The organism is Mesorhizobium sp. 113-3-9, from assembly GCF_016756515.1.
Lineage (GTDB): Bacteria > Pseudomonadota > Alphaproteobacteria > Rhizobiales > Rhizobiaceae > Mesorhizobium.
The window spans coordinates 6,065,671-6,083,730 of sequence record NZ_AP023246.1; the positions used below are offsets into that span (position 1 = coordinate 6,065,671).

Consider the following 18,060-nt stretch of genomic DNA (forward strand, 5'->3'; position numbering starts at 1 on the left):
ATATCATGAACCAGAACACCGACCTGCTGACGCTGAGGTCCGTCTCGAAATCCTACGGCACGGTTCCCGTGCTGCACGACATCGACCTGTCGATCAAGGACGGTGAGTTCCTGACCGTGCTCGGGCCTTCGGGTTCAGGCAAGACGACCGTCCTGCGGCTGATCGGCGGGCTGGAGCCGCTGACGTCGGGCGAGATCCGCCTCGACGGCCAGGACATCAGCCGCATGCCGATCAACAAGCGGCCGTTCAACACCGTGTTCCAGGATTATGCGCTGTTCCCGCACATGACCGTTTCCGGCAATGTCGGCTACGGGCTTTCGGTGCGCCATATCCAGCGCACGGAGATTGCACGCCGTGTCGCCGAGGCGCTGGAACTGGTGCAGCTTGGTCGTTTCGCCGACCGCTTCCCGGCACAACTTTCCGGGGGCCAGCGCCAGCGCGTCGCCCTCGCCCGCGCGCTGATCTGCCAGCCGCGCCTGATCCTGCTCGACGAGCCGCTCGCGGCACTCGACCTCGAATTGCGCCGGCAGATGCAGGAGTTCCTGAAATCCATCCAGCGCGAGATCAAGACCACCTTCCTGTTCGTCACCCATGACCAGGAGGAGGCGATCGGCATGGCCGACCGGATCTGCGTCATGCAGGCGGGGCATATCCGCCAGCTCGGCACGCCGCACGACCTCTACTACAAGCCGAATTGCGAGTTCGTGGCGCGCTTCTTCGGCGAGAACAATCTGGTGGCGGGGAAACTCGGTCCCGTCCAGGGCGACCTGCGATCGATCGAGACCGCGCTTGGGCGCCTTGTCTGTTCGATCAGCGGTCAGCCGCATTTGCAAGCCGCGCCAGATGGCGCCGCCGCCTTCGCGGCGTTCCGTCCCGAAGCCTTGCATCTTGCCGACGCCAAGGACAGTGGCAACCGCTTTTCCGGCACCATCGCGGACCTGGCCTTTGCCGGCTCGTCAACCGTCGCCACGATCACCTCGGGTGCCGACAATGCCGCGCAACGCCTGCGGCTGCGCCTGCCGAGCCGGATCGGCGGCAGCGCGCTGAAATCCGGCGAAACGGTCTCGCTCTGCTTTGCGCCGCATGAAGGCCATCTGGTGCTGGCATGAGCGCGGCCGCCTCGACCCCGGAAAGGCGTTTGTCGCTGCTGGTGACGGTGCTGGCCTTCGCCTTGCCTGTCATCTTCGTGCTCGTGCCGCTGGCGATCTTCCTGGTCTACAGCTTCTTCAGCGTCGACCAGGGCACGATCGTCTACGCGCCGACGCTCGGCAATTATGTCAGGTTCTTCACCGACCCGATCTTTCTGCCGGTGTTCTGGAACACCATCGTGCTGTGTTTGTCGGTGGCCATCATCTGCATCCTGCTCGCCTATCCCGCCGCTTATTTCCTGACGACCCTTAGAGGGCGGTGGCGCTACGCCTTGCTGATGCTGCTGCTGGTGCCGCTGCTGATGAGCTACGTCATCAAGATCTACGCGATCCGCAGCATCCTCGGCCTCAACGGTTTCCTCAACAAGGCGCTGGTGGCGCTCGGCATATTGCAGCAGCCGTCGACGCTTTTCGTATTCAACATGAACGCCATCCTGTTGACGCTGAGCCTGCTATTGATCCCCTTCGCCATCCTGCCGATCTTCCTGTCGCTGGAGCGTATCCCCCAGACCTTGCTGCGTGCCTCCGACGATCTTGGCGCGAGCGGCTTGCAGACCTTCCTGCGCATCACCTTGCCGCTCAGCCTGCCCGGCGTCGCCTCGGCGGCGAGCTTCGTCTTCGTGCTGGCGATCGGCGACTTCCTGACGCCGCAAATGGTCGGCGGGATCAGCGGCTTCACATTCGGGCGCATCCTCTACAGCCAGTTCGGCACGGCCTATAACTGGCCGTTCGGGGCGGCACTGTCGGTGGCGCTGGCAATCGTGGTGATCTGCGCCATACTCATGGGCGAACGGTTCGGACGCAACCGGGGGACGTCGATATGAGCGCCCTGCCCCGGCCCTCCACCATCTTCCTGGCCGCGATCACGACGCTGGTCGCGGTGTTGCTCTACAGCCCGCTGTTCGTGCCGATCGTGTCGTCTTTCTTCACCATCTCGCATGGCGATGTCGACTGGTCGTCGCCCACCCTCTCGACCTATCGGGCGCTGGCCGGGAACGACGACATCCTGGCTGCCCTGCGCACCACGTTGATCGTCGGCGTCTGTACCGTCATCCTCTCGGTGGTCAGCGGAACGCTGCTGGCGCTGTACTATCACGGCCGCCGTTCGGGACGCTCGGTCCTGCAGTTCATCATCTTCCTGCCCTTCCTGATGCCGCCGATCATCAGCGGCCTGGCGCTGCTGATCTTCTTCCGCGAGATCGGCCTCGAGCGCTCGCTGCTGACCGTCGTCATCGGCCATACGGTCTTCGTGCTGGCGATCGTCTACCGCACCGTGCTGATGCGCCTGCAGTCGATGAGCCGCACGCTGGTCGAAGCGTCCTACGACCTCGGCGCCACCGGTTGGCAGACCTTCTGGCGCATCATCCTGCCGAACCTGTCGAGCGCGATGGTCGGCGGCGCCATCCTGGCCTTCGCGCTATCCTTCGACGAGACAATGATCACCATCCTGGTCACCGGCACGCAAAGCACGCTGCCGGTCAGGCTGTGGGCGATGATGCGGCTTGGCTTCTCACCCGACATCAATGCGCTGGTGGCGCTGATCCTGATGTTCACCGTGCTGCTCTGCGTGCTCGCCGCCCGCTTCCTGATCCCCAGGCAGATGGCGACGGAACGGACCTGAGTTATCGAACACGCATCATCGTGCGAAGGCCGTCGGATCGAGATCGAAGACACGCCCCCGGTTGAGAATATTCTTCGGATCGAGCGCCATCTTCAGCCGCCGCATCGTGGCGATCTCGGTGTCGCTGCGAACCAGATGCAGCCACTGCTTCTTGTCGAGGCCGATGCCGTGCTCGGCCGAAACGCCACCGCCCGCCACCGCCACGCCGCAATAGACGATGCCGTAGGCCGCCGCCGGATCGACAGTGCGCACCTGATAATGCAGATTGCCATCGCCGAGATGGCCGAAGACATAGATGTCGGCGTTGGGGTCAAAGGCGCGGATCGCGGTCTCCGCTTCTTGCAGGAACGCCCCCATCCGTGCCAGCGGGATGCTGATGTCGACGCCGATCAGGCCTCTGATCGAAAACAGGACGCGATTGGCGTCCTCCCGCACGTCCCATAGCGCCCGGAATTCGCGCGGCGACTGAGAGACCACGACATCGTCGACCACGCCGTCCTCGACCGCCTGCATCAGCACTTCAGCGAAGCGCTCGCTGTCGCGTTCGGGCTCGCTGCCCTGGATCTCGGCCAGCACATAGACCGGTGAGCCGGCCGGCAACGGCGCCGACATCGCCATGCTGCCAACCATGACGTCATAGAGCGGCGCGAAGTTGACCTCATAGGCGGACAATAAAGGGCCGAGCTTTTGCCGCAGCAGCCCAAGCAGGGCGATCGCCGCATCGAGCGAAGCGAGCGCGCAGAAGGCGTTCACCTCGGAGGCCGGCTTCGGGTGCAGCCTGAGCGCGGCGCGGGTGACGACGCCGAGCGTCCCTTCCGCGCCGATGAAGAGCTGGCCGAGGTCGTAGCCGGAATTGTCCTTGGGCAGCCCCTTCAACGAGGACAGCACGCTGCCGTCGGCAAGCACGGCCTCCAGCCCCAGCACCTGCGCGCGGTACATGCCGTAGCGCAGCACACGGATGCCGCCGGCATTGGTGGCGATGTTGCCGCCGACCGTGGCCGAACCGCGCGCGCCGATATCGACGCCGAACATGAGCCCGGCACCATCGGCCGCCTCCTGCACCGCCTGCAGCGTGGCACCGGCTTCGGCGATGATGGTGGCGGCTTGAGCGTCCGGCGCGGCGAGGCCGCTCATGCGTTCCAGCGACAGCACGATCTCGCCCGGCTGGACACGCGTGCCGCCGGCCAGCCCGGTGCGTCCGCCCTGGACGACCACCGGCTGGCCGAGAGCGTTGCACCCGGCGAGTGCCGCCGCGACACCGACGGTGTCGCGCGGACGCAGCACCACTTCGGGCAGCACGCCAAGCTTGCCGTCTGGATCGTCGCGATAGCGTTGTTCGACATCGGAGCCGGCAAGCACGCCGCCCTCGCCCAGCCGATCGCCAAGCGCGGAGAGAAGTCGTTCCGTTTCAGGCGACATCGGGATCAGGCGCTTGCGTGGCGAAGCGCAGCGTCTGCATCCATTGATCGCACGGCCCGATGAGTCTTCGATCCGACACGCTCGCCATCCTTCAATTACCGCCAGCCGATCCTATTCTTGATCGCTTGCCGTGCAAGCGATATCGGCCTGCCCCCAGGCGATGCCGGCATCAAGTCGCGACAAGATGCGATTGATGCCGGAAGCAGTGTTTCAGCTTACTGGAGCTTGGCCTGCAGCGCGTTGACGTCGTCGGTGGTCATTTCGCCATCGGTCGTCACCTTGCCGTCGACGATCTTCCACAGCCGGAACGGGCCGGTGATGTCGCCATATTTGTCGAAGGCGACCGGGCCGATGACGCCTTCGTAGCGGATCGGCTTGCCGTCCTTGATCAGGCCGAGCGCCTTGGCGAACTCCTCCTTGCCGGCAAAGATCGGCGTGCCGGCCGGGTCGACCGCCTTGTACATGGCATCCTTGATCTTTGCCGGATCCTCGGAGCCGGCAATGGCGATGGCCAGCCCGACGATGGCGCCGGCATCATAGGAGCGGTCGGCCGCCGGATTCGACGGCTCGATGCCGGAGAATGCCTTGTAGTTCTTGGTGAAATATTCGGTCGATGCGGTCGGGCTGGTTCCCGACGACGTGCCATAGGCGTCCTTCAGATAGTCCGCGCCGACGGACTCGATGAAATCAGGGCTGTTCATGCCGTCATTGAGCAGGAATTTCTGCACGCCGCCCTGCGAAATCCAGGTGCGGGCTACGGTTGCGCCGTCGACCGGCGTGCTGACGAGATAGAGCCCGTCCGGCTCGCCGGCCATCGCCGCCGTCACTTCCGAGGCATAGCTCGACTGCTTCTCGTTGTAGGGCGTGTCGGAGACGATGGTGCCGCCGAGCGCTTTGTAGGCGCGCGAGAATTCGGCCACCATGTTGACGCCGAAGTCGTTGTTGACGTGGATGATCGACAGCTTCTTGAAACCCTTGTCGATGGCGTATTTGGCGGCGGCGACGCCCTGCAGCGCATCCGAGGTGATGGTGCGGAAGAAGATGCCGTTGGTCTTGCCGTCGCGGCCGAGCGCGGTCAGCGTCGGCGAAGAGGATGCCGGCGAAACCTGGACGATCTTGGCCGGTGCGGTCACCGAAGTCAGGATCGGGATCGACACCGAGGAGATGATACCGCCGATGATGACCGGCACTTTCTTGACTTGAACCAGCTGGGTTGCGGCGTCGACCGCGATATTGCCCTGGCTCTGGCTGTCGCGCGTATCGGTCGCGAGGTCGCAGCCGCGGACACCGCCGGCTTCGTTGATGTCGCGGAAGGCCATTTCGACCGACTTGGCACCGGCCTGTCCGTATTCGCCGGCCGGACCGGTCAACTCCATGACGAGGCCGACGGTGATCTTGCAATCGGCGGCCTGCGCGGCACCCGCGATTGTGACGAGAGCGAGCGCGGTGGTGAGTTGGAGTATCGTCTTTCTCATTGTTGTTCCCCTTGAGTTGTCAGGCAATAATTTGATCTCTGGAGCCTCTTCAGCGTTCCGGCACCTGCAGCCAGGTTTCATGCAGATGCCGCCATTCGACACCGTTGGGCGCCGATGAACTGGTGGTGAAGACGGCGCTCGACTGGCGGCGGCTGTGCTTGCCGCCACGCAACTGCGCCTCGACGTAGAAAACGACAATCGTGTTCGCATCCTGCCAACCGGGCCGGATGTCCTCGATCGAAATGGCGAAGCCGTCATCGCACGTGGCGCGGCTGGAGCGGACATGATCGACGACAGCAGCGCGATCAAGCACTTTGCCGTCCGGCGCGACCATGCTGAAGCCGTCGCCCATGGCACGCTCGAAGCGCGTGAAGTCCACGGTGTCCGCGCGCGCGGCGACGAACCAGTCGACGAAGAAGCGATGCAGACCGGTGACCTCGGCGCTGGCCTGCGAAAACAGCGTCGCGTTGGTGGCGCTCATGTGCGGCCTGCATTGAGATTGTAGTGCATGATCGAGCCGTGGCGGCCGTGGCGGTCACGCTCCAGCGTGTAGACGTCGCCCAGGGGGCCTCGGCCTTGCGCGATCACGGCCGCGATCTTGGCCCGGTCATCGACATCGAGCGCGACATCCATGATGCCCGCGTTGGCCAAGGCATGCGCCTGGTTACGGGCGCCGACGATAACCGCGGCGACTTGCGGCTGCTCCAGCACCCAGGCGCTGGCGATGGTGGCGATGTCGACACCGTGGCGATCCCCGACGGCCTTCAACGCCTGGAGCAGTTGCTGGAACAGGTCCCAGCCGCCGAAGTCGTCGATGATCAGCTTGTATTTGACAAGCGAGCGGTTTTCGAGCGGCGTGGCGGGTTCGGCAACGCCGAGCCACTTGTCGCTGAGAAAGCCACCCGCCACCGAGCCGTAGCAAAGGAAGTGGACGCCGTTTCTCTTCGCAAGCGCGGCGAGGCTGTGAGCGGGCCGCTGGTCAAGCACGGAATATTGCAGTTGCTGGCTGACCAGCGGAATGCCGGCGGCGAGAATTTCGGCGAGCCGTGGCGTGTCGAAATTGGTGGTGCCGAGATTGCGCACCTTGCCCTCCCGGCGAAGCTCGTCGAGCCAGCCCATCGCATCGACATAACGAGGCTGGTCATAATCCCACCAGTGAAACTGCACGAGATCGAGACGCTCGGTCTTCAGCCGCCGCAGCGACTGGTCGACGATACCCCTGATGTAATCCCGGCTGATGCCGGTCAGCCTTTCGAGGTCGGGCACCAGCTTGGTGTGTACCTTCATCCTGGCCGCGACATCGAGGCCGCGTTCGCTGGCCAGCCGCAAGCGGGCGGCGCCGATCAGTTCCTCGACGCCGGTGTAGATGTCGGCGCAGTCATAGGTCCAGATGCCGGCGTCGAAGGTGGCGATCAGATCGGTCACCGCCTGGCTGCGGTCGATGGCCCCATGCCCACCAGCCAGTTGCCAGCCGCCGCGAATGACGCGGGAGATCGTGTAGCCTGGGCCGAGTTCGAAGGTCTTGGCGGTCATGTCTGCTCATTCTCCTTCGGCAGCGGTACGGCCGTGGTCTCGGCATGGCTGAACCGCCGTTTGCCGGTCCTGACGATCCTCAGCCGGCTGGCGCAATTGGGATCGGGACAGGCGATCTCGGCGTCCGAGGTCATCCAGTCATTTGGATGGGTTGGCCGCTGCTTTGCCGCCAGCAGCGGAAGCACGGCGGCAAGCGAGTAGATCGAGAAACCCTGCCCCGCCGGCATCGACAGCATCTCGCCCTTGAGTTCGAAATAGTCTCCGGCCTTGGCGCCGCAATAGATCGGCTTGCCCTCGGGGATGACCGCCTCGACGCGAAGGTCGAAGAGTTCGAAACCGTCGTCGGCCATGTCAGGCCTCCACCAGGCTGAAGGTGATGTCGCAGGTGCCGTTACGGCGGATCAGCCCGCATGCGGCGGCGAACTGGTCGCGCTCTTCGGCGCGCACTTGCGCCACCACGCTGCCGGCCAGCCAGCCGATCGGGAACAGAAGCCGCGCGCCCTGCCCATAGAACAGACCGATGTCGAAGATGGCGTTGGGATTGCCGCCCCACATGCGCGGCGGCACATAGGACAGCACGATATCGCCGGGCTGCGGCGTCAGCGTCGCGTTCTCCGCCGGCAATGGCCTGGCATAGGCTTGCCCCTCTATATCGGCAGCGGGAACCGGGCAGGAAATTTCCGGTCCCGTCCACATGGCGTGGATGCCCGGAACGACACGCGGCGTGCCGAGATATGCCTTGAGGAAGGCAGCGTTTTCCGGCGCCTTTTCGGGCAGCAACAGCGCCGTGACGCCAAGCTTCGAGCGTGGCTCGGTGATTCTGATGGCGGTCATGTCTGATCTTTCGAGGCGGCCGATTGCAGCTTGCTGCGCAGGAAGGTGAAAGGCCGGCTGATGTCGGCGACCAGCGACTCGCGCGCTGTTTGTGCATCCTGCGTGGCCAGCGCTGTGACGATGCGGCGGTGATATTGGGCGGTGTCGACCTCGCCGGCCTCCGAGAATGCATAGATTGCGACGCGGATGCATGGCCCCGATTGCAGCCACAGGCTCTCGATCATCGGGATCAGCACCGCCGAGCCGCAGCAGCGATAGATCTCGAAATGAAAGCTCTGGTTGAGTGTCACTTCGCGATCGACATCCTTCTTGTGTTTCAGCGCCCGCATCTCGTCCCATTCGCCGAGAATGGTCTCGATGGTGGCGATCTGACGCGAACCCATGCGGGCGGCGGCCAGCGCGATCGCCTCACCCTCGATCAGGATACGGGCCCGAAGGAGATCGTCGAGCCGTTCCAATGTGATCGGCGGCACACGCACCGAGCGGTTGGGCAGCGCTTCGAGTGCCTTCTCCGTGATCAGCCGGCCAATCGCCTCGCGCACCGGCATGGTCGACGTGACCAGCGCATCGGCAAGCCCACGGATGGTCAGCACCTGGCTCGGTTCGAACAGGCCGCCGATCAGGGCGCGGCGCAATTCCGAATAGACACGGTCCTGCACGGTTTCGCGGCCGACCGGAGCAAGCTGGGCAGCGATCGCCTCGTTGTTCTTTTCGATGGCAGCCTTTTGCATGGAATCCCGTTCCCGGCCGGTTTTCGGCTTGCGGTCGAAATTAAAGCCGAATAGCGTGATCAACGCAAGTGTGATCACAAATCAAAAACCAGGGGGCGGCAACGACCGTCTTCGGCCAGAGGGTTGATGAGCGAGGCAGCGGAGCGCCAAGGGCAGGAGGCCCGTGCGTCGGTTCTGACAGCAAGCAACGTCGTCAGACGGTTCGGCGGCCTTGTCGCCGTCAACGATGTTTCGTTTGACGTCAAAGCGGGCGAGATCCTTGGCCTGATCGGACCGAACGGCGCCGGCAAGACAACGATGTTCGACCTGCTTGCCGGCAGTATTCTGCCTTCCAGTGGTGACATCCTTATCAACGGCGTGCGCGTCTCCGGCGAGGCCGCGCATCTGCGCATTGGCCGTGGCCTTGGCCGCACCTTCCAGATCCCGCGCCCGCTGCCCAATCTGACACTGATCGAAAACATCATGCTGGCCGCGCAGGGCCAGGCCGGCGAAAGGCTGCTCGCCAACTTCATCACGCCGTGGCGGGTGGCGGCGCAGGAAGAGGCGGCCAGGGCAAAGGCGCTGGACCTTTTGGAGCTCGTCACCCTCACCCATCTCGCGCATGAGCCGGCGCGTGTGCTGTCCGGTGGCCAGCGCAAGCTGCTGGAACTCGCCCGCGTCATGATGGCCGACCCGGCGATCATCCTGCTCGACGAACCGGCGGCCGGCGTCAACGCGACGCTGCTGGAAGTCATCATCGACCGCATCCGCGACATCAACGCGCGCGGCATCACCTTCCTGCTGATCGAACACAACATCGACATGGTGACGCGGCTTTGCCACCGCGTGCTGGTCATGGCGAGCGGCCAGTTGCTCAGCGAAGGCACGGCGGAAGAAGTCGCCCGCGACCCGCGTGTCATCGAGGCCTATCTCGGGGGCGCCGCATGAGCGAGATCGTCCTCGACGTGCGCGACCTCGAAGCCGGTTACGAACCTGGCGTGCCGATCGTGCGCGGCGCCTCGATCACTGTCCGCAAGGGCGAAATCGTCGTCGTCCTCGGCCCCAATGGCGCCGGCAAGTCGAGCTTCATCAAGGCGATCGCCGGCCTTGTCCCGATCACCGGTGGCACGGTGTTCCTGGACGGCAAGGACATCACCGCCGCGCCGGCCCACACCATGGTGCGGCTTGGCCTTGCCTTTGTGCCGCAGACGGAAAACATCTTTCCGCTGATGTCGGTCGAGGACAATCTCAGGGTTGCCTGCGGCATTCTCGAGAGGCGCGAAATCCCCGGCCGCATCGACGAGATGTATGCCGCCTTTCCCGACCTCGTCCGCCAGCGCCGCACCGCCGCCGGCAATCTCTCGGGCGGACAACGCCAGATGCTTGCAGTCGCCCGGGCGCTGATCGTCCATCCCAAAGTGCTGGTGCTGGACGAGCCGTCGGCCGGCCTGTCGCCCAAGTTTGTCTCGATGGTGTTCGAGATGCTGGCCGGCATCCGCAAGTCCGGCGTCACCATCCTCTTGGTCGAACAGAACGCCAAGGCAGCGCTTGCGATCGGCGACCGCGCCTATGTGCTGGTCGAAGGCAAGGACCGGCACCAGGGTGTTGCTTCCGAACTGTGGAACGATCCTGTGGTCGCCGAACTCTATCTCGGCCAGCGGCCCTCTCACGCCGGCAAGGGAGGCGCGGCATGAGCCTGCAATTTGTGGTCGACGGACTGCTGACCGGTTCGATGATCGGCCTTGGCGCCATCGGCGTGACGCTGACCTATTCGATCCTGCGCTTCTCGAATTTCGCCCATGGCGACTTCATGGCCTGGGGCACATATGCGACGCTGGCCGTCGTCAGCGCCATTGGTGTGACCTTCGGCAAGGTAGCACCCATCGCGCCGCTGTCCTTCGGCTGGCCGCTCCTGGTTGCGCTGGTCGTCGGCATGGCCTTCACTGCGCTGCTGGCGCTGCTGCTCGACAGGGTGTTGTTTTCGCGGCTGCGCTCGCAAGGCCAGGCCATCATCGTTGTGATGGCGAGCTTCGGCGCCTCGATGGCGCTCAGAAGCCTGCTCGAATTCACCTTCACCTCGCGGCCGACTTATTTCAGCCGGGCGATCCAGATCGCCATGCCGGTCGGCTTCGGCATCCGCATCACCCCCGACCAGATCGCGCTCTTGCTGCTGACCGCCATACTCGTGCTCGGCGTGCATCTGTTGATGACGCGCACGCAGACCGGCCGCTCCATGCAGGCATTGAGTCAGAACCCAGCATTGGCCCGCATCGTCGGTATCGACGTCGCCGGCGTGGTGCGCGTCACCTGGATCATTGGCGGGGCGCTGGCCTGCGTCGCCGGCGTGATGATCGGCATCCTGGTGCAGATCCGCCCGTTCATGGGCTTCGACATGCTGCTGCCCATGTTCGCCGCGGCCATCCTCGGCGGCATCGGCAGCATTCCGGGCGCCGTGCTCGGCGGCCTGATCATCGGGCTCGCCGAAGCCGGAGCGGTGCAATTGATCGGCGCCGAATGGCGCGCCGCCGTCTCCTTCATCATCCTGATGGCGGTGCTGTTCGTGCGGCCGATCGGCCTTTTCGGAGTTCGGGAAAGATGATCGATCTCATCGGTTACGGCGCCTTCTTCCTGACCACCGCACTGATCTTTTCGCTGGTCACGCTCGGGCTCAATCTGCAGTGGGGGCTGACCGGACTGTTCAATGTCGGCCTTGCCGGCTTCGTCGCCATCGGCGCCTACACCTCGGCCTTGCTGACCACACCGGATGATGCGGCACGGCTGGGTGGCTTCGGACTGCCGATCCTTGTCGGCTGGCTGGGGGCCATGGTTGTCGGCGGCATCGCCGCTGCCCTCACCGGCATGGCGACATTGCGGCTCAGATCCGACTATCTGGCGATCACCACATTCGGTGTCGCCGTCGTTGTGCAACTGGTCGCGCTCAACGCGCAGAAGCTCACCGGCGGGCCGTTCGGCATCGGCTTCATCCCGCGCCCCTTCGGCGGCCTTGCCGAGACGCCGCTGCTGTTCAACCTGTCGAACCTTGCCGTCGTCTGCGTCGTGACGCTGATCGCCTATCTCGCACTGGAGCATCTGTCGCGCAGCCCGTGGGGACGCGTGCTGAAGGCGCTGCGCGAGGACGAGCGAGCGGCGATTTCGCTCGGCAAGAGCGCGCGCTTCTACCGCGTCCAGGCCTTTGCCGTCGGCGGCGCCATCATGGCGCTGGCAGGCGCGTTGCAGGCGCATTTCACCGGCTTCATCGCGCCGGACAATTATTTGCCGATCCTGACCTTCCAGGTGTGGGTGATGCTGATCGTCGGCGGCTCGGGCAGCAATCTCGGCGCCGTCATCGGCAGCATCCTGGTGTGGGGGATATGGGCCGGATCGGGCACGCTGACCAGCGTTCTGTTTGCGCCCGAGCAGCAGGCGCGCGCCGCCTCACTGCAGATCGTCGCCATCGGCGTCATGCTCTGCGTCATCCTGCTGATCCGGCCGAACGGGCTGTTCGGCGACAGGCCACGGCGGCCGCGCCTGGACAAGCGGGCGAAGGCGGTCGCGACAAAGGGCAGTTCCGGCTCATGAACGCCGTGACCCGGCAGGAGGCACGGGGCATTTCGCTCTGGCACGCTGTCAGCCGCGACCGCCGCCAGCGGTCGCCATTACAGGGCGAGATCGATGCGGACCTTGCCATTGTCGGCGGCGGTTTTTCCGGCCTCTCGACCGCATTGCACGCCGCCGTGAAAGGGCTTTCCGTCGCCGTCCTGGAAGCCGAAATCATCGCCTGGGGCGCGACCGGCCGAAATGCCGGCTTCATCGTGCCCAACTTCGCCAAGATGGACCCGGACAGCATCCTTGCGCATCTCGGCCCCGAGCGTGGTGAACGCCTGATCGACTTTGCCGCCGGCAGCGCCGACCTCGTCTTCGGCCTGATCCGGCGGCACGGCATCGACTGCGACGCCGTGCAGAACGGCTGGATCCAGCCGGCGCATTCAGCGGCAGCTTTCGAGAAGGTCAAATCGCGCGCCGGGCAATGGGCACGGCGCGGCCGACCAGCCGTTACCCTGGATCGGCAGGACGTCGGGGCGCTGACGGGCGCGCGCGGCTATGTCGGCGGCTGGATGGATCGTTCGGGCGGCGTGCTCAATCCGGTTGCCTATGCACACGGGCTCGCCGATGCGGCGGAGAAGGCTGGCGCGAGGATCTTCGAACGGACGCGCGTCACCTCGATCGATCGCGTGGCCGATGGCTGGTCGCTGAAGACGCCATCAGGCTCGGTGCGTGCCGGCAAGGTGCTGGTCGCCACCAACGCCTATGGCGGGTCGCTCAATCGGTTGCTGCAACGGACCTATATTCCGCTGAAGGTCTTCCAGATCGCAACCGGGCCACTGCCGCGCGATGTGCGCATACGTCTGCTCCCCGACGGGCAAGGCGTCGGCGATACCAGGCGCAATCTCTTCACCTTCCGCTTCGATGCCGAGAACCGGTTGATCAGCGGCGGCATGCATATTCTGAACGCCGGCGCCGATACGCGCGTGCCGCGAGCGATCTGGCGGCGGCTCGCCCGACATCTCGATTTGCCGGACCTGCCGCCGCTAGCCTATGGCTGGTCTGGAATGGCCGCCGTCGAACCGGATTTCCTGCCGCACCTTGTGGATCTTGGACCAGGGCTGATCGCCGGTCGCGCCTGCAACGGACGTGGCATTGCCATGACGACGGCGATGGGCAAGGTGCTGGCCGACTGGGCCGCCGGAACCGAGGCGCCTGATCTGCCGCTGCCCTTTGCGCCGCCGGCACCGATCCCCTTCCATGCTTTGCTGCGGCACGCGCCCAGCATGTTGCTTGGCTGGAGCATGCTGCGCGACCGGCTGGACGAGGCCGGATAAGGCGATCATGTCCGGTCTGCGGACGATCGATCGGTCGTGCGAAGATTTTCGGCGAGAATCGCGGCCGCCACGGCGATGTCCTCTTCGAGGAATGCTCGAACGTCAGGGCCATTGCGCTGCTCCAATGCGGCAACAATCCTGCGATGCGCGTCGTTCGACTGCGGAATGTAGCGATCGGCCTGCATCAACAGCTTGAGATACGGCCCGACCCGGCCCCAGAGATCGCGGATCATGTTCAACAGGATCGGCGCACCGGCATGCCGGTAGATGGCGAAGTGAAACGCCTCGTTCAGCGCGAGATAGGCCCTGGCGTCGCCAGCCTCGATGGCGCCCTGCATGCCGGCGAGTGTGGCCTGTATGTCGGCCAGCCCGCCTTCGGCGATCCGCGACCCCGCCATCTCGCCCGCCAGCCCCTCGACGGCGATGCGGATGCGCGTCAGTTCCTCGAAGGCAGGCACGGATAGCAAGGGCACGATGACCGAGCGGTTGTTCTGCATCTCGAGCAGCCGCTCGGCGACCAGCCTTTGCAATGCCTCCCGGATGGGCGTCGTCGAAATGCCGAAGGTCTCGGCGAGCTTGCGGATGACCAGCGTCTGGCCTGGGCTGAAGCCGCCTGAAATCAATTCCTGTTTGAGCGCGCTGTAAGCGCGGTCATTGAGGGTTTGATGTTCGAGCTTCAGCATGCGCGCCGCGATCCGATCACCAGTTCGACAAAGCGCGATCGAGCGTCTCGGCCAGTTGCTCGGCATTGTCCCTGGCAAATGGTAGCGGCGGCCTGATCTTCAGCACATTGCCGCGCGGACCGCAGGACGAGATCAGCACACCATCCTCGCGCATGGCTTCGACGACCGCCGATGTCTTGCTGGCGGCCAGCGCGTCGTCGCCGTCGTCAGTCAGTTCGACGCCGAAATAGAGGCCGTTGTGCCTGACATCGCCAACCATGCCGTGCCGGCCCTGCAGCGCGCGCAACAGGTCGCCGGTGTAGGCGCCGACATTGCGTGCATTCTCGATCAAACCCTCGCCTTCGATCACCTCGAGCACGGCAATGCCGACGGCGGCCGCGACCGGATTGCCGCCGAAGGTGTTGAAGTAGCCGGTGTTGGAGCCGAAGGATGAAACAAGCCGCGGCCGCACTAGCACCGCGCCCATCGGATGGCCGTCGCCGATCGGCTTGCCCATGGTGACGATGTCGGGCTCGAGGCCGTAATTGGCAAAACCCCACATGCCCTGGCCAAGCCGGCCGAAGCCGGACTGCACCTCGTCGGCGATGACGATGCCGCCGGCGTTCCTGACGTGATCCGCCGCCTCGCGCATGACAGCCGCATCGGGGAAGAAAATACCATCGCTGGAGAAGGCCGAGTCGAGCAGCAGCGCCGCCGGACGAATGTTCTGCGCACGCATGTCCTCGATGGCGGCGGCGACATTCCTGGCGAAATCACGCGCGCCGCGGCCATGGTCGCGGAACGTGTCCGGCGCTGCCACGGTCCGGTGGTGCGCGGGCACGCCCTTCGCCCCGACCGCGGCAGGCGACAGCTGCGCGGTGGCGATCGTTGCACCGTGATAGGCGAAGTCGGTGATGATGACGCCGCTGTTGCCGGTGGAATGCTGGGCGATGCGGATCGCGAGATCATTGGCCTCGCTTCCGGTGCAGGTGAACATGGCGTGGCCAAGATGGGCCGGAACGGTGCCGAGCAGTTTTTCCGCGTAGTCGAGGATGATCTCGCTCAAGTAGCGCGTGTGCGTGTTGAGCGTGGCGGCCTGGCCCGACAGCGCCTCGACGACGCGCGGATGGCAGTGCCCGACCGAGGCGACATTGTTGTAGGCGTCGAGGAATTTGCGCCCCTGCGCATCGTAGAGCCAGACCCCGCTGCCACGCACCAGATGGATGGGGTTGCGGTAGAAGGCGCGGTAGGTCGGCCCAAGCAATCTGGCGCGGCGCTCGAGCAAAGCTTGCTCGGCTGCCGTCGGTACGGCATTTGCAGGATATGGCGAGGACTGGGACACGAGCATTTACTCCGGATTGGAATGATCTAGAAAAAAGCGGCGGGCATCCGCGGACGACAGCCCATCGAGCCGTTCGAGCGAGGCCCAGACCTCGGTGATGAGGCGCAGCACATAGTCGCGCTTGGCCGGGAACCGTTCGGCCTGCCAGCTGGCGATGTTGGCGATGAGCGCAAGGCGGGCACGGATCAGATCGAAAAGGATGCCGATCTCTTCGGCCTCCAATGGCTGGACCGACTGGTAGCCGGCGACGAAGCGCGCGGCGGGCGCCAGCGGATGCCCCTCCGCCGGCCAGCGGTAGACGGCGCCGATGGCAAGGTCACAGATCAGCGGCGAATGGATCATGTCGCCGAAATCGAGGATGCCGGTCACGACCTCCGGCCGCGAAGCGTCCATCACCACATTGTAGGAATTCATGTCGTTGTGGACGATCTGGGCGCGCAGGCTCGGGATGACCGGCGCCGCATGCGCCTCGAAGGCATCCATCACACGCTCGACCATGGCCCGATGGCCGGCATCGGCGATATGCGCCAGCATCGGCCGTGTCTTGGCGACCTTGCGAATATCCCAGAGCAGGTCACTGCCGGCTGCCGGATGGAAGAAGCCGCGCAGTGCCCGGCCAAGGCGGGCGAGGAAGATGCCGAGATTGCGATCCTGTGCCGCCGACGTTGGCGAACGCGACAGCAACTGGCCGGGCAGATAGGTGACCAGCCGGATGATGCGGGGCGCCGATCCGCCGACGCTGACCGTGAACTGCGCTTCGCCTTCCAGGCTCTTGCGCACCGAGGGAACCGGCAAGGTCGGGTCGACGGCAAGGATGTGGTCGAGTGCCCTGTTCTGGAAGTCCGTGAAGCCAGCCTCCTCGGCCGGGTGGGACACCTTCAGGACGAACTCGCCATCGCCTTCGGTCTGGATGTGGAAATTGTGGTCGCGCTCGCCCGGCAACGGACGCGCGCTGCCGATGAGGCCATAGTGCCGGCGCAAGATGGCAAGCGCGTCGGCGATCGAAACGTCAGGCGCGTCCTCGGCGAGCGTTTCACCGAAACCGTCGGGCACGGCTGCATTCATGCGCTCACCTCCGGATCGATGGGCTCGAGACCACACCAGTCGGCGATGAACAGCGCAATGGTCTGGGTAACCTTGCGCACCGAATCGAGATCGACGGCCTCGTCGTAACCATGCGGCATGCGGCAGATCGGGCCATAGACGATCGCCGGCGTGTCGGCATAGAGGCCGAAGAAGCGCGCATCTGTCGTCGCCGAGGTGACGTGTTCCGTCAGTGGCTCGCCCCACACGGCGACATGGCTGCGGCGCAGCACGGCTTCCATCTCGTCGGCGCCCTCCAGCACATAGCCCTCGGCCATGAAGCCGTTATAGGTCATCTTGGGCGGACGATTGGCCAGGAATGGATCGGCACGGGCCGCATCGGCGATGCAGGCTTCGAGCTCGGCCCTGGCATCTTCGAGCTTCTGCCCGGGATAGGTCGCGACTCGCATCTCGAAGACACAACGCGCCGGAACGCTCGATGTCCATTCGCCACCTTCGATCTTGCCGAGATTGAAGCGGATCGGATGCGGGTGATTGCAGAAATGCGGATCATCGACCTTGCGCGCATTCCAGACGATTTCGAGCTGCTTCAGTGCCTGGATGATGACGAAGGCTTTTTCGATGGCGTTGGCGCCGGCCGAGAAAGCGCCCGAGGCATGCTGCGGATCACCGTCGACCTCGACCCTGAACCAGATCGGTCCGACCTGCGCGCGCATCAATCGCGGTTCCAGCGGTTCGGGAATGAAGGCGGCATCGGCGCGGTAGCCGCGCTGCAGGCAGGCAAGCGCGCCATTGCCGGTGCACTCTTCCTCGACCACCGACTGCAGGAACACGTTCGCGGCCGGCTGATAGCCGAGGCTGCGCAAGGCGGCCAGCGCGTAAAGACAAGCCGACAGGCCGGCCTTCATGTCACCGGCGCCGCGGCCATGCATCCAGCCATCCTCGATGGCCGGATCGTAGGGATCGCGCACCCAGCGGTCGAGCGGCCCCGTCGGTACCACGTCTATATGGCCGTTGAGGATCAGCGAGCGGCCGGTGGCGTTTCTCGGCGTGTGGGTGGCAACGACATTGAAGGCGTCATCGTAGGACACCGCGACGGGAGAAAACCCGGGCAGGTCGCGGATAGCATCGACATCGACACGCCACATATCGACTGCATAACCATCGGCCTCATAGGCCGCCGCCATGAAGGATTGCGCCGCATGCTCCTCGCCGCGTTGGGAGGGAAAGCGCACGAGATCCGCCAGAAATGCGACCTGAAGCGCGAAGCCGTCATCGACCGCGCGCAAAATGGCTTCGTCGGCAATTCGCTCTGGCATGATATTCCGCTTTCTCGTGAATGGTGTATCATATCTCATATGCCATTTCCTGGAAAAGCAAAGAGACAGGTCG

General features: G+C 64.7%; 19 protein-coding genes. 8 read left to right on the forward strand and 11 right to left on the reverse strand.

From position 1 onward, the window contains the following. Positions 1-5 precede the first annotated feature (5 nt). From MesoLj_RS29630 to MesoLj_RS29640, 3 genes are read left to right on the forward strand one after another with little or no spacing between them, the layout of a single operon-like run. Positions 6-1,109 carry an ABC transporter ATP-binding protein gene (locus MesoLj_RS29630; protein ID WP_140769322.1) on the forward strand — a complete coding sequence of 368 codons (1,104 nt, stop codon included), beginning with the start codon at positions 6-8 and terminating at the stop codon, positions 1,107-1,109. Then, on the forward strand, positions 1,106-1,972 hold the full coding sequence (locus tag MesoLj_RS29635; protein WP_202323514.1) for an ABC transporter permease: 867 nt from the start codon (positions 1,106-1,108) through the stop codon (positions 1,970-1,972). Before MesoLj_RS29630 ends, MesoLj_RS29635 begins: the two co-directional genes overlap by 4 nt. Next, positions 1,969-2,769, forward strand: coding sequence for an ABC transporter permease (locus tag MesoLj_RS29640; protein WP_140769326.1), 801 nt, complete (start codon positions 1,969-1,971; stop codon positions 2,767-2,769). Before MesoLj_RS29635 ends, MesoLj_RS29640 begins: the two co-directional genes overlap by 4 nt. Positions 2,770-2,784: 15 nt before the next feature. On the opposite strand, the gene MesoLj_RS29645 is transcribed toward MesoLj_RS29640, so the two are convergent. The 7 genes from MesoLj_RS29645 to MesoLj_RS29675 form a co-directional block, all read right to left on the reverse strand. Beyond that, complete coding sequence (locus MesoLj_RS29645) at positions 2,785-4,188, reverse strand: FAD-binding oxidoreductase (RefSeq protein ID WP_202323515.1); 1,404 nt, start codon at positions 4,186-4,188, stop codon at positions 2,785-2,787. Between the two features lie 215 nt (positions 4,189-4,403). Continuing rightward, positions 4,404-5,663 carry an ABC transporter substrate-binding protein gene (locus tag MesoLj_RS29650; RefSeq protein WP_202323516.1) on the reverse strand — a complete coding sequence of 420 codons (1,260 nt, stop codon included), beginning with the start codon at positions 5,661-5,663 and terminating at the stop codon, positions 4,404-4,406. Between the two features lie 49 nt (positions 5,664-5,712). After that, positions 5,713-6,144 (reverse strand): DUF4440 domain-containing protein, encoded by a 432-nt coding sequence (locus MesoLj_RS29655; protein WP_202323517.1) that lies wholly within the window; start codon positions 6,142-6,144, stop codon positions 5,713-5,715. Then, on the reverse strand, positions 6,141-7,196 hold the full coding sequence (locus MesoLj_RS29660; RefSeq protein ID WP_202323518.1) for an aldo/keto reductase: 1,056 nt from the start codon (positions 7,194-7,196) through the stop codon (positions 6,141-6,143). Before MesoLj_RS29660 ends, MesoLj_RS29655 begins: the two co-directional genes overlap by 4 nt. Beyond that, positions 7,193-7,546 (reverse strand): TIGR04076 family protein, encoded by a 354-nt coding sequence (locus MesoLj_RS29665; protein WP_056564617.1) that lies wholly within the window; start codon positions 7,544-7,546, stop codon positions 7,193-7,195. The genes MesoLj_RS29660 and MesoLj_RS29665 overlap by 4 nt, the downstream gene beginning before the upstream one ends. Before the next feature lies 1 nt (position 7,547). Then, positions 7,548-8,030: a DUF3830 family protein gene (locus tag MesoLj_RS29670; RefSeq protein WP_202323519.1), complete on the reverse strand. Its 483-nt coding sequence runs from the start codon at positions 8,028-8,030 to the stop codon at positions 7,548-7,550. After that, entirely contained in the window at positions 8,027-8,761 is a 735-nt protein-coding gene (locus MesoLj_RS29675) for a GntR family transcriptional regulator (RefSeq protein ID WP_202323520.1), read from the reverse strand. Before MesoLj_RS29675 ends, MesoLj_RS29670 begins: the two co-directional genes overlap by 4 nt. A 126-nt stretch (positions 8,762-8,887) precedes the next feature. Here MesoLj_RS29675 and MesoLj_RS29680 point away from each other — a divergent pair, with 126 nt between their 5' ends. From MesoLj_RS29680 to MesoLj_RS29700, 5 genes are read left to right on the forward strand one after another with little or no spacing between them, the layout of a single operon-like run. Further along, positions 8,888-9,688 (forward strand): ABC transporter ATP-binding protein, encoded by an 801-nt coding sequence (locus MesoLj_RS29680; protein WP_202323521.1) that lies wholly within the window; start codon positions 8,888-8,890, stop codon positions 9,686-9,688. Beyond that, on the forward strand, positions 9,685-10,434 hold the full coding sequence (locus MesoLj_RS29685; RefSeq protein ID WP_202323522.1) for a branched-chain amino acid ABC transporter ATP-binding protein: 750 nt from the start codon (positions 9,685-9,687) through the stop codon (positions 10,432-10,434). Before MesoLj_RS29680 ends, MesoLj_RS29685 begins: the two co-directional genes overlap by 4 nt. Continuing rightward, positions 10,431-11,339, forward strand: coding sequence for a branched-chain amino acid ABC transporter permease (locus MesoLj_RS29690; RefSeq protein ID WP_202323523.1), 909 nt, complete (start codon positions 10,431-10,433; stop codon positions 11,337-11,339). The genes MesoLj_RS29685 and MesoLj_RS29690 overlap by 4 nt, the downstream gene beginning before the upstream one ends. Next, positions 11,336-12,319 carry a branched-chain amino acid ABC transporter permease gene (locus tag MesoLj_RS29695; protein WP_181179614.1) on the forward strand — a complete coding sequence of 328 codons (984 nt, stop codon included), beginning with the start codon at positions 11,336-11,338 and terminating at the stop codon, positions 12,317-12,319. The genes MesoLj_RS29690 and MesoLj_RS29695 overlap by 4 nt, the downstream gene beginning before the upstream one ends. Then, the gene (locus MesoLj_RS29700) at positions 12,316-13,620 is read left to right on the forward strand and encodes an NAD(P)/FAD-dependent oxidoreductase (protein ID WP_202323524.1); all 1,305 of its coding nucleotides are present in this window, start codon (positions 12,316-12,318) and stop codon (positions 13,618-13,620) included. The genes MesoLj_RS29695 and MesoLj_RS29700 overlap by 4 nt, the downstream gene beginning before the upstream one ends. A gap of 5 nt (positions 13,621-13,625) precedes the next feature. Here MesoLj_RS29700 and MesoLj_RS29705 read toward each other — a convergent pair whose 3' ends face one another. Genes MesoLj_RS29705 through MesoLj_RS29720 form a run of 4 tightly spaced genes read right to left on the reverse strand, consistent with a single transcriptional unit; the run spans position 13,626 to position 17,987 of the window. Then, a complete protein-coding gene (locus MesoLj_RS29705) occupies positions 13,626-14,303 on the reverse strand; it encodes a GntR family transcriptional regulator (RefSeq protein ID WP_202323525.1) in 678 nt (225 codons plus the stop codon). A gap of 16 nt (positions 14,304-14,319) precedes the next feature. Continuing rightward, on the reverse strand, positions 14,320-15,630 hold the full coding sequence (locus tag MesoLj_RS29710) for an aspartate aminotransferase family protein (RefSeq protein WP_202323526.1): 1,311 nt from the start codon (positions 15,628-15,630) through the stop codon (positions 14,320-14,322). Beyond that, a complete protein-coding gene (locus MesoLj_RS29715; protein ID WP_202323527.1) occupies positions 15,631-16,689 on the reverse strand; it encodes a phosphotransferase in 1,059 nt (352 codons plus the stop codon). Beyond that, on the reverse strand, positions 16,686-17,987 hold the full coding sequence (locus MesoLj_RS29720) for an ArgE/DapE family deacylase (protein ID WP_181179617.1): 1,302 nt from the start codon (positions 17,985-17,987) through the stop codon (positions 16,686-16,688). Before MesoLj_RS29720 ends, MesoLj_RS29715 begins: the two co-directional genes overlap by 4 nt. Positions 17,988-18,060: the final 73 nt, after the last annotated feature.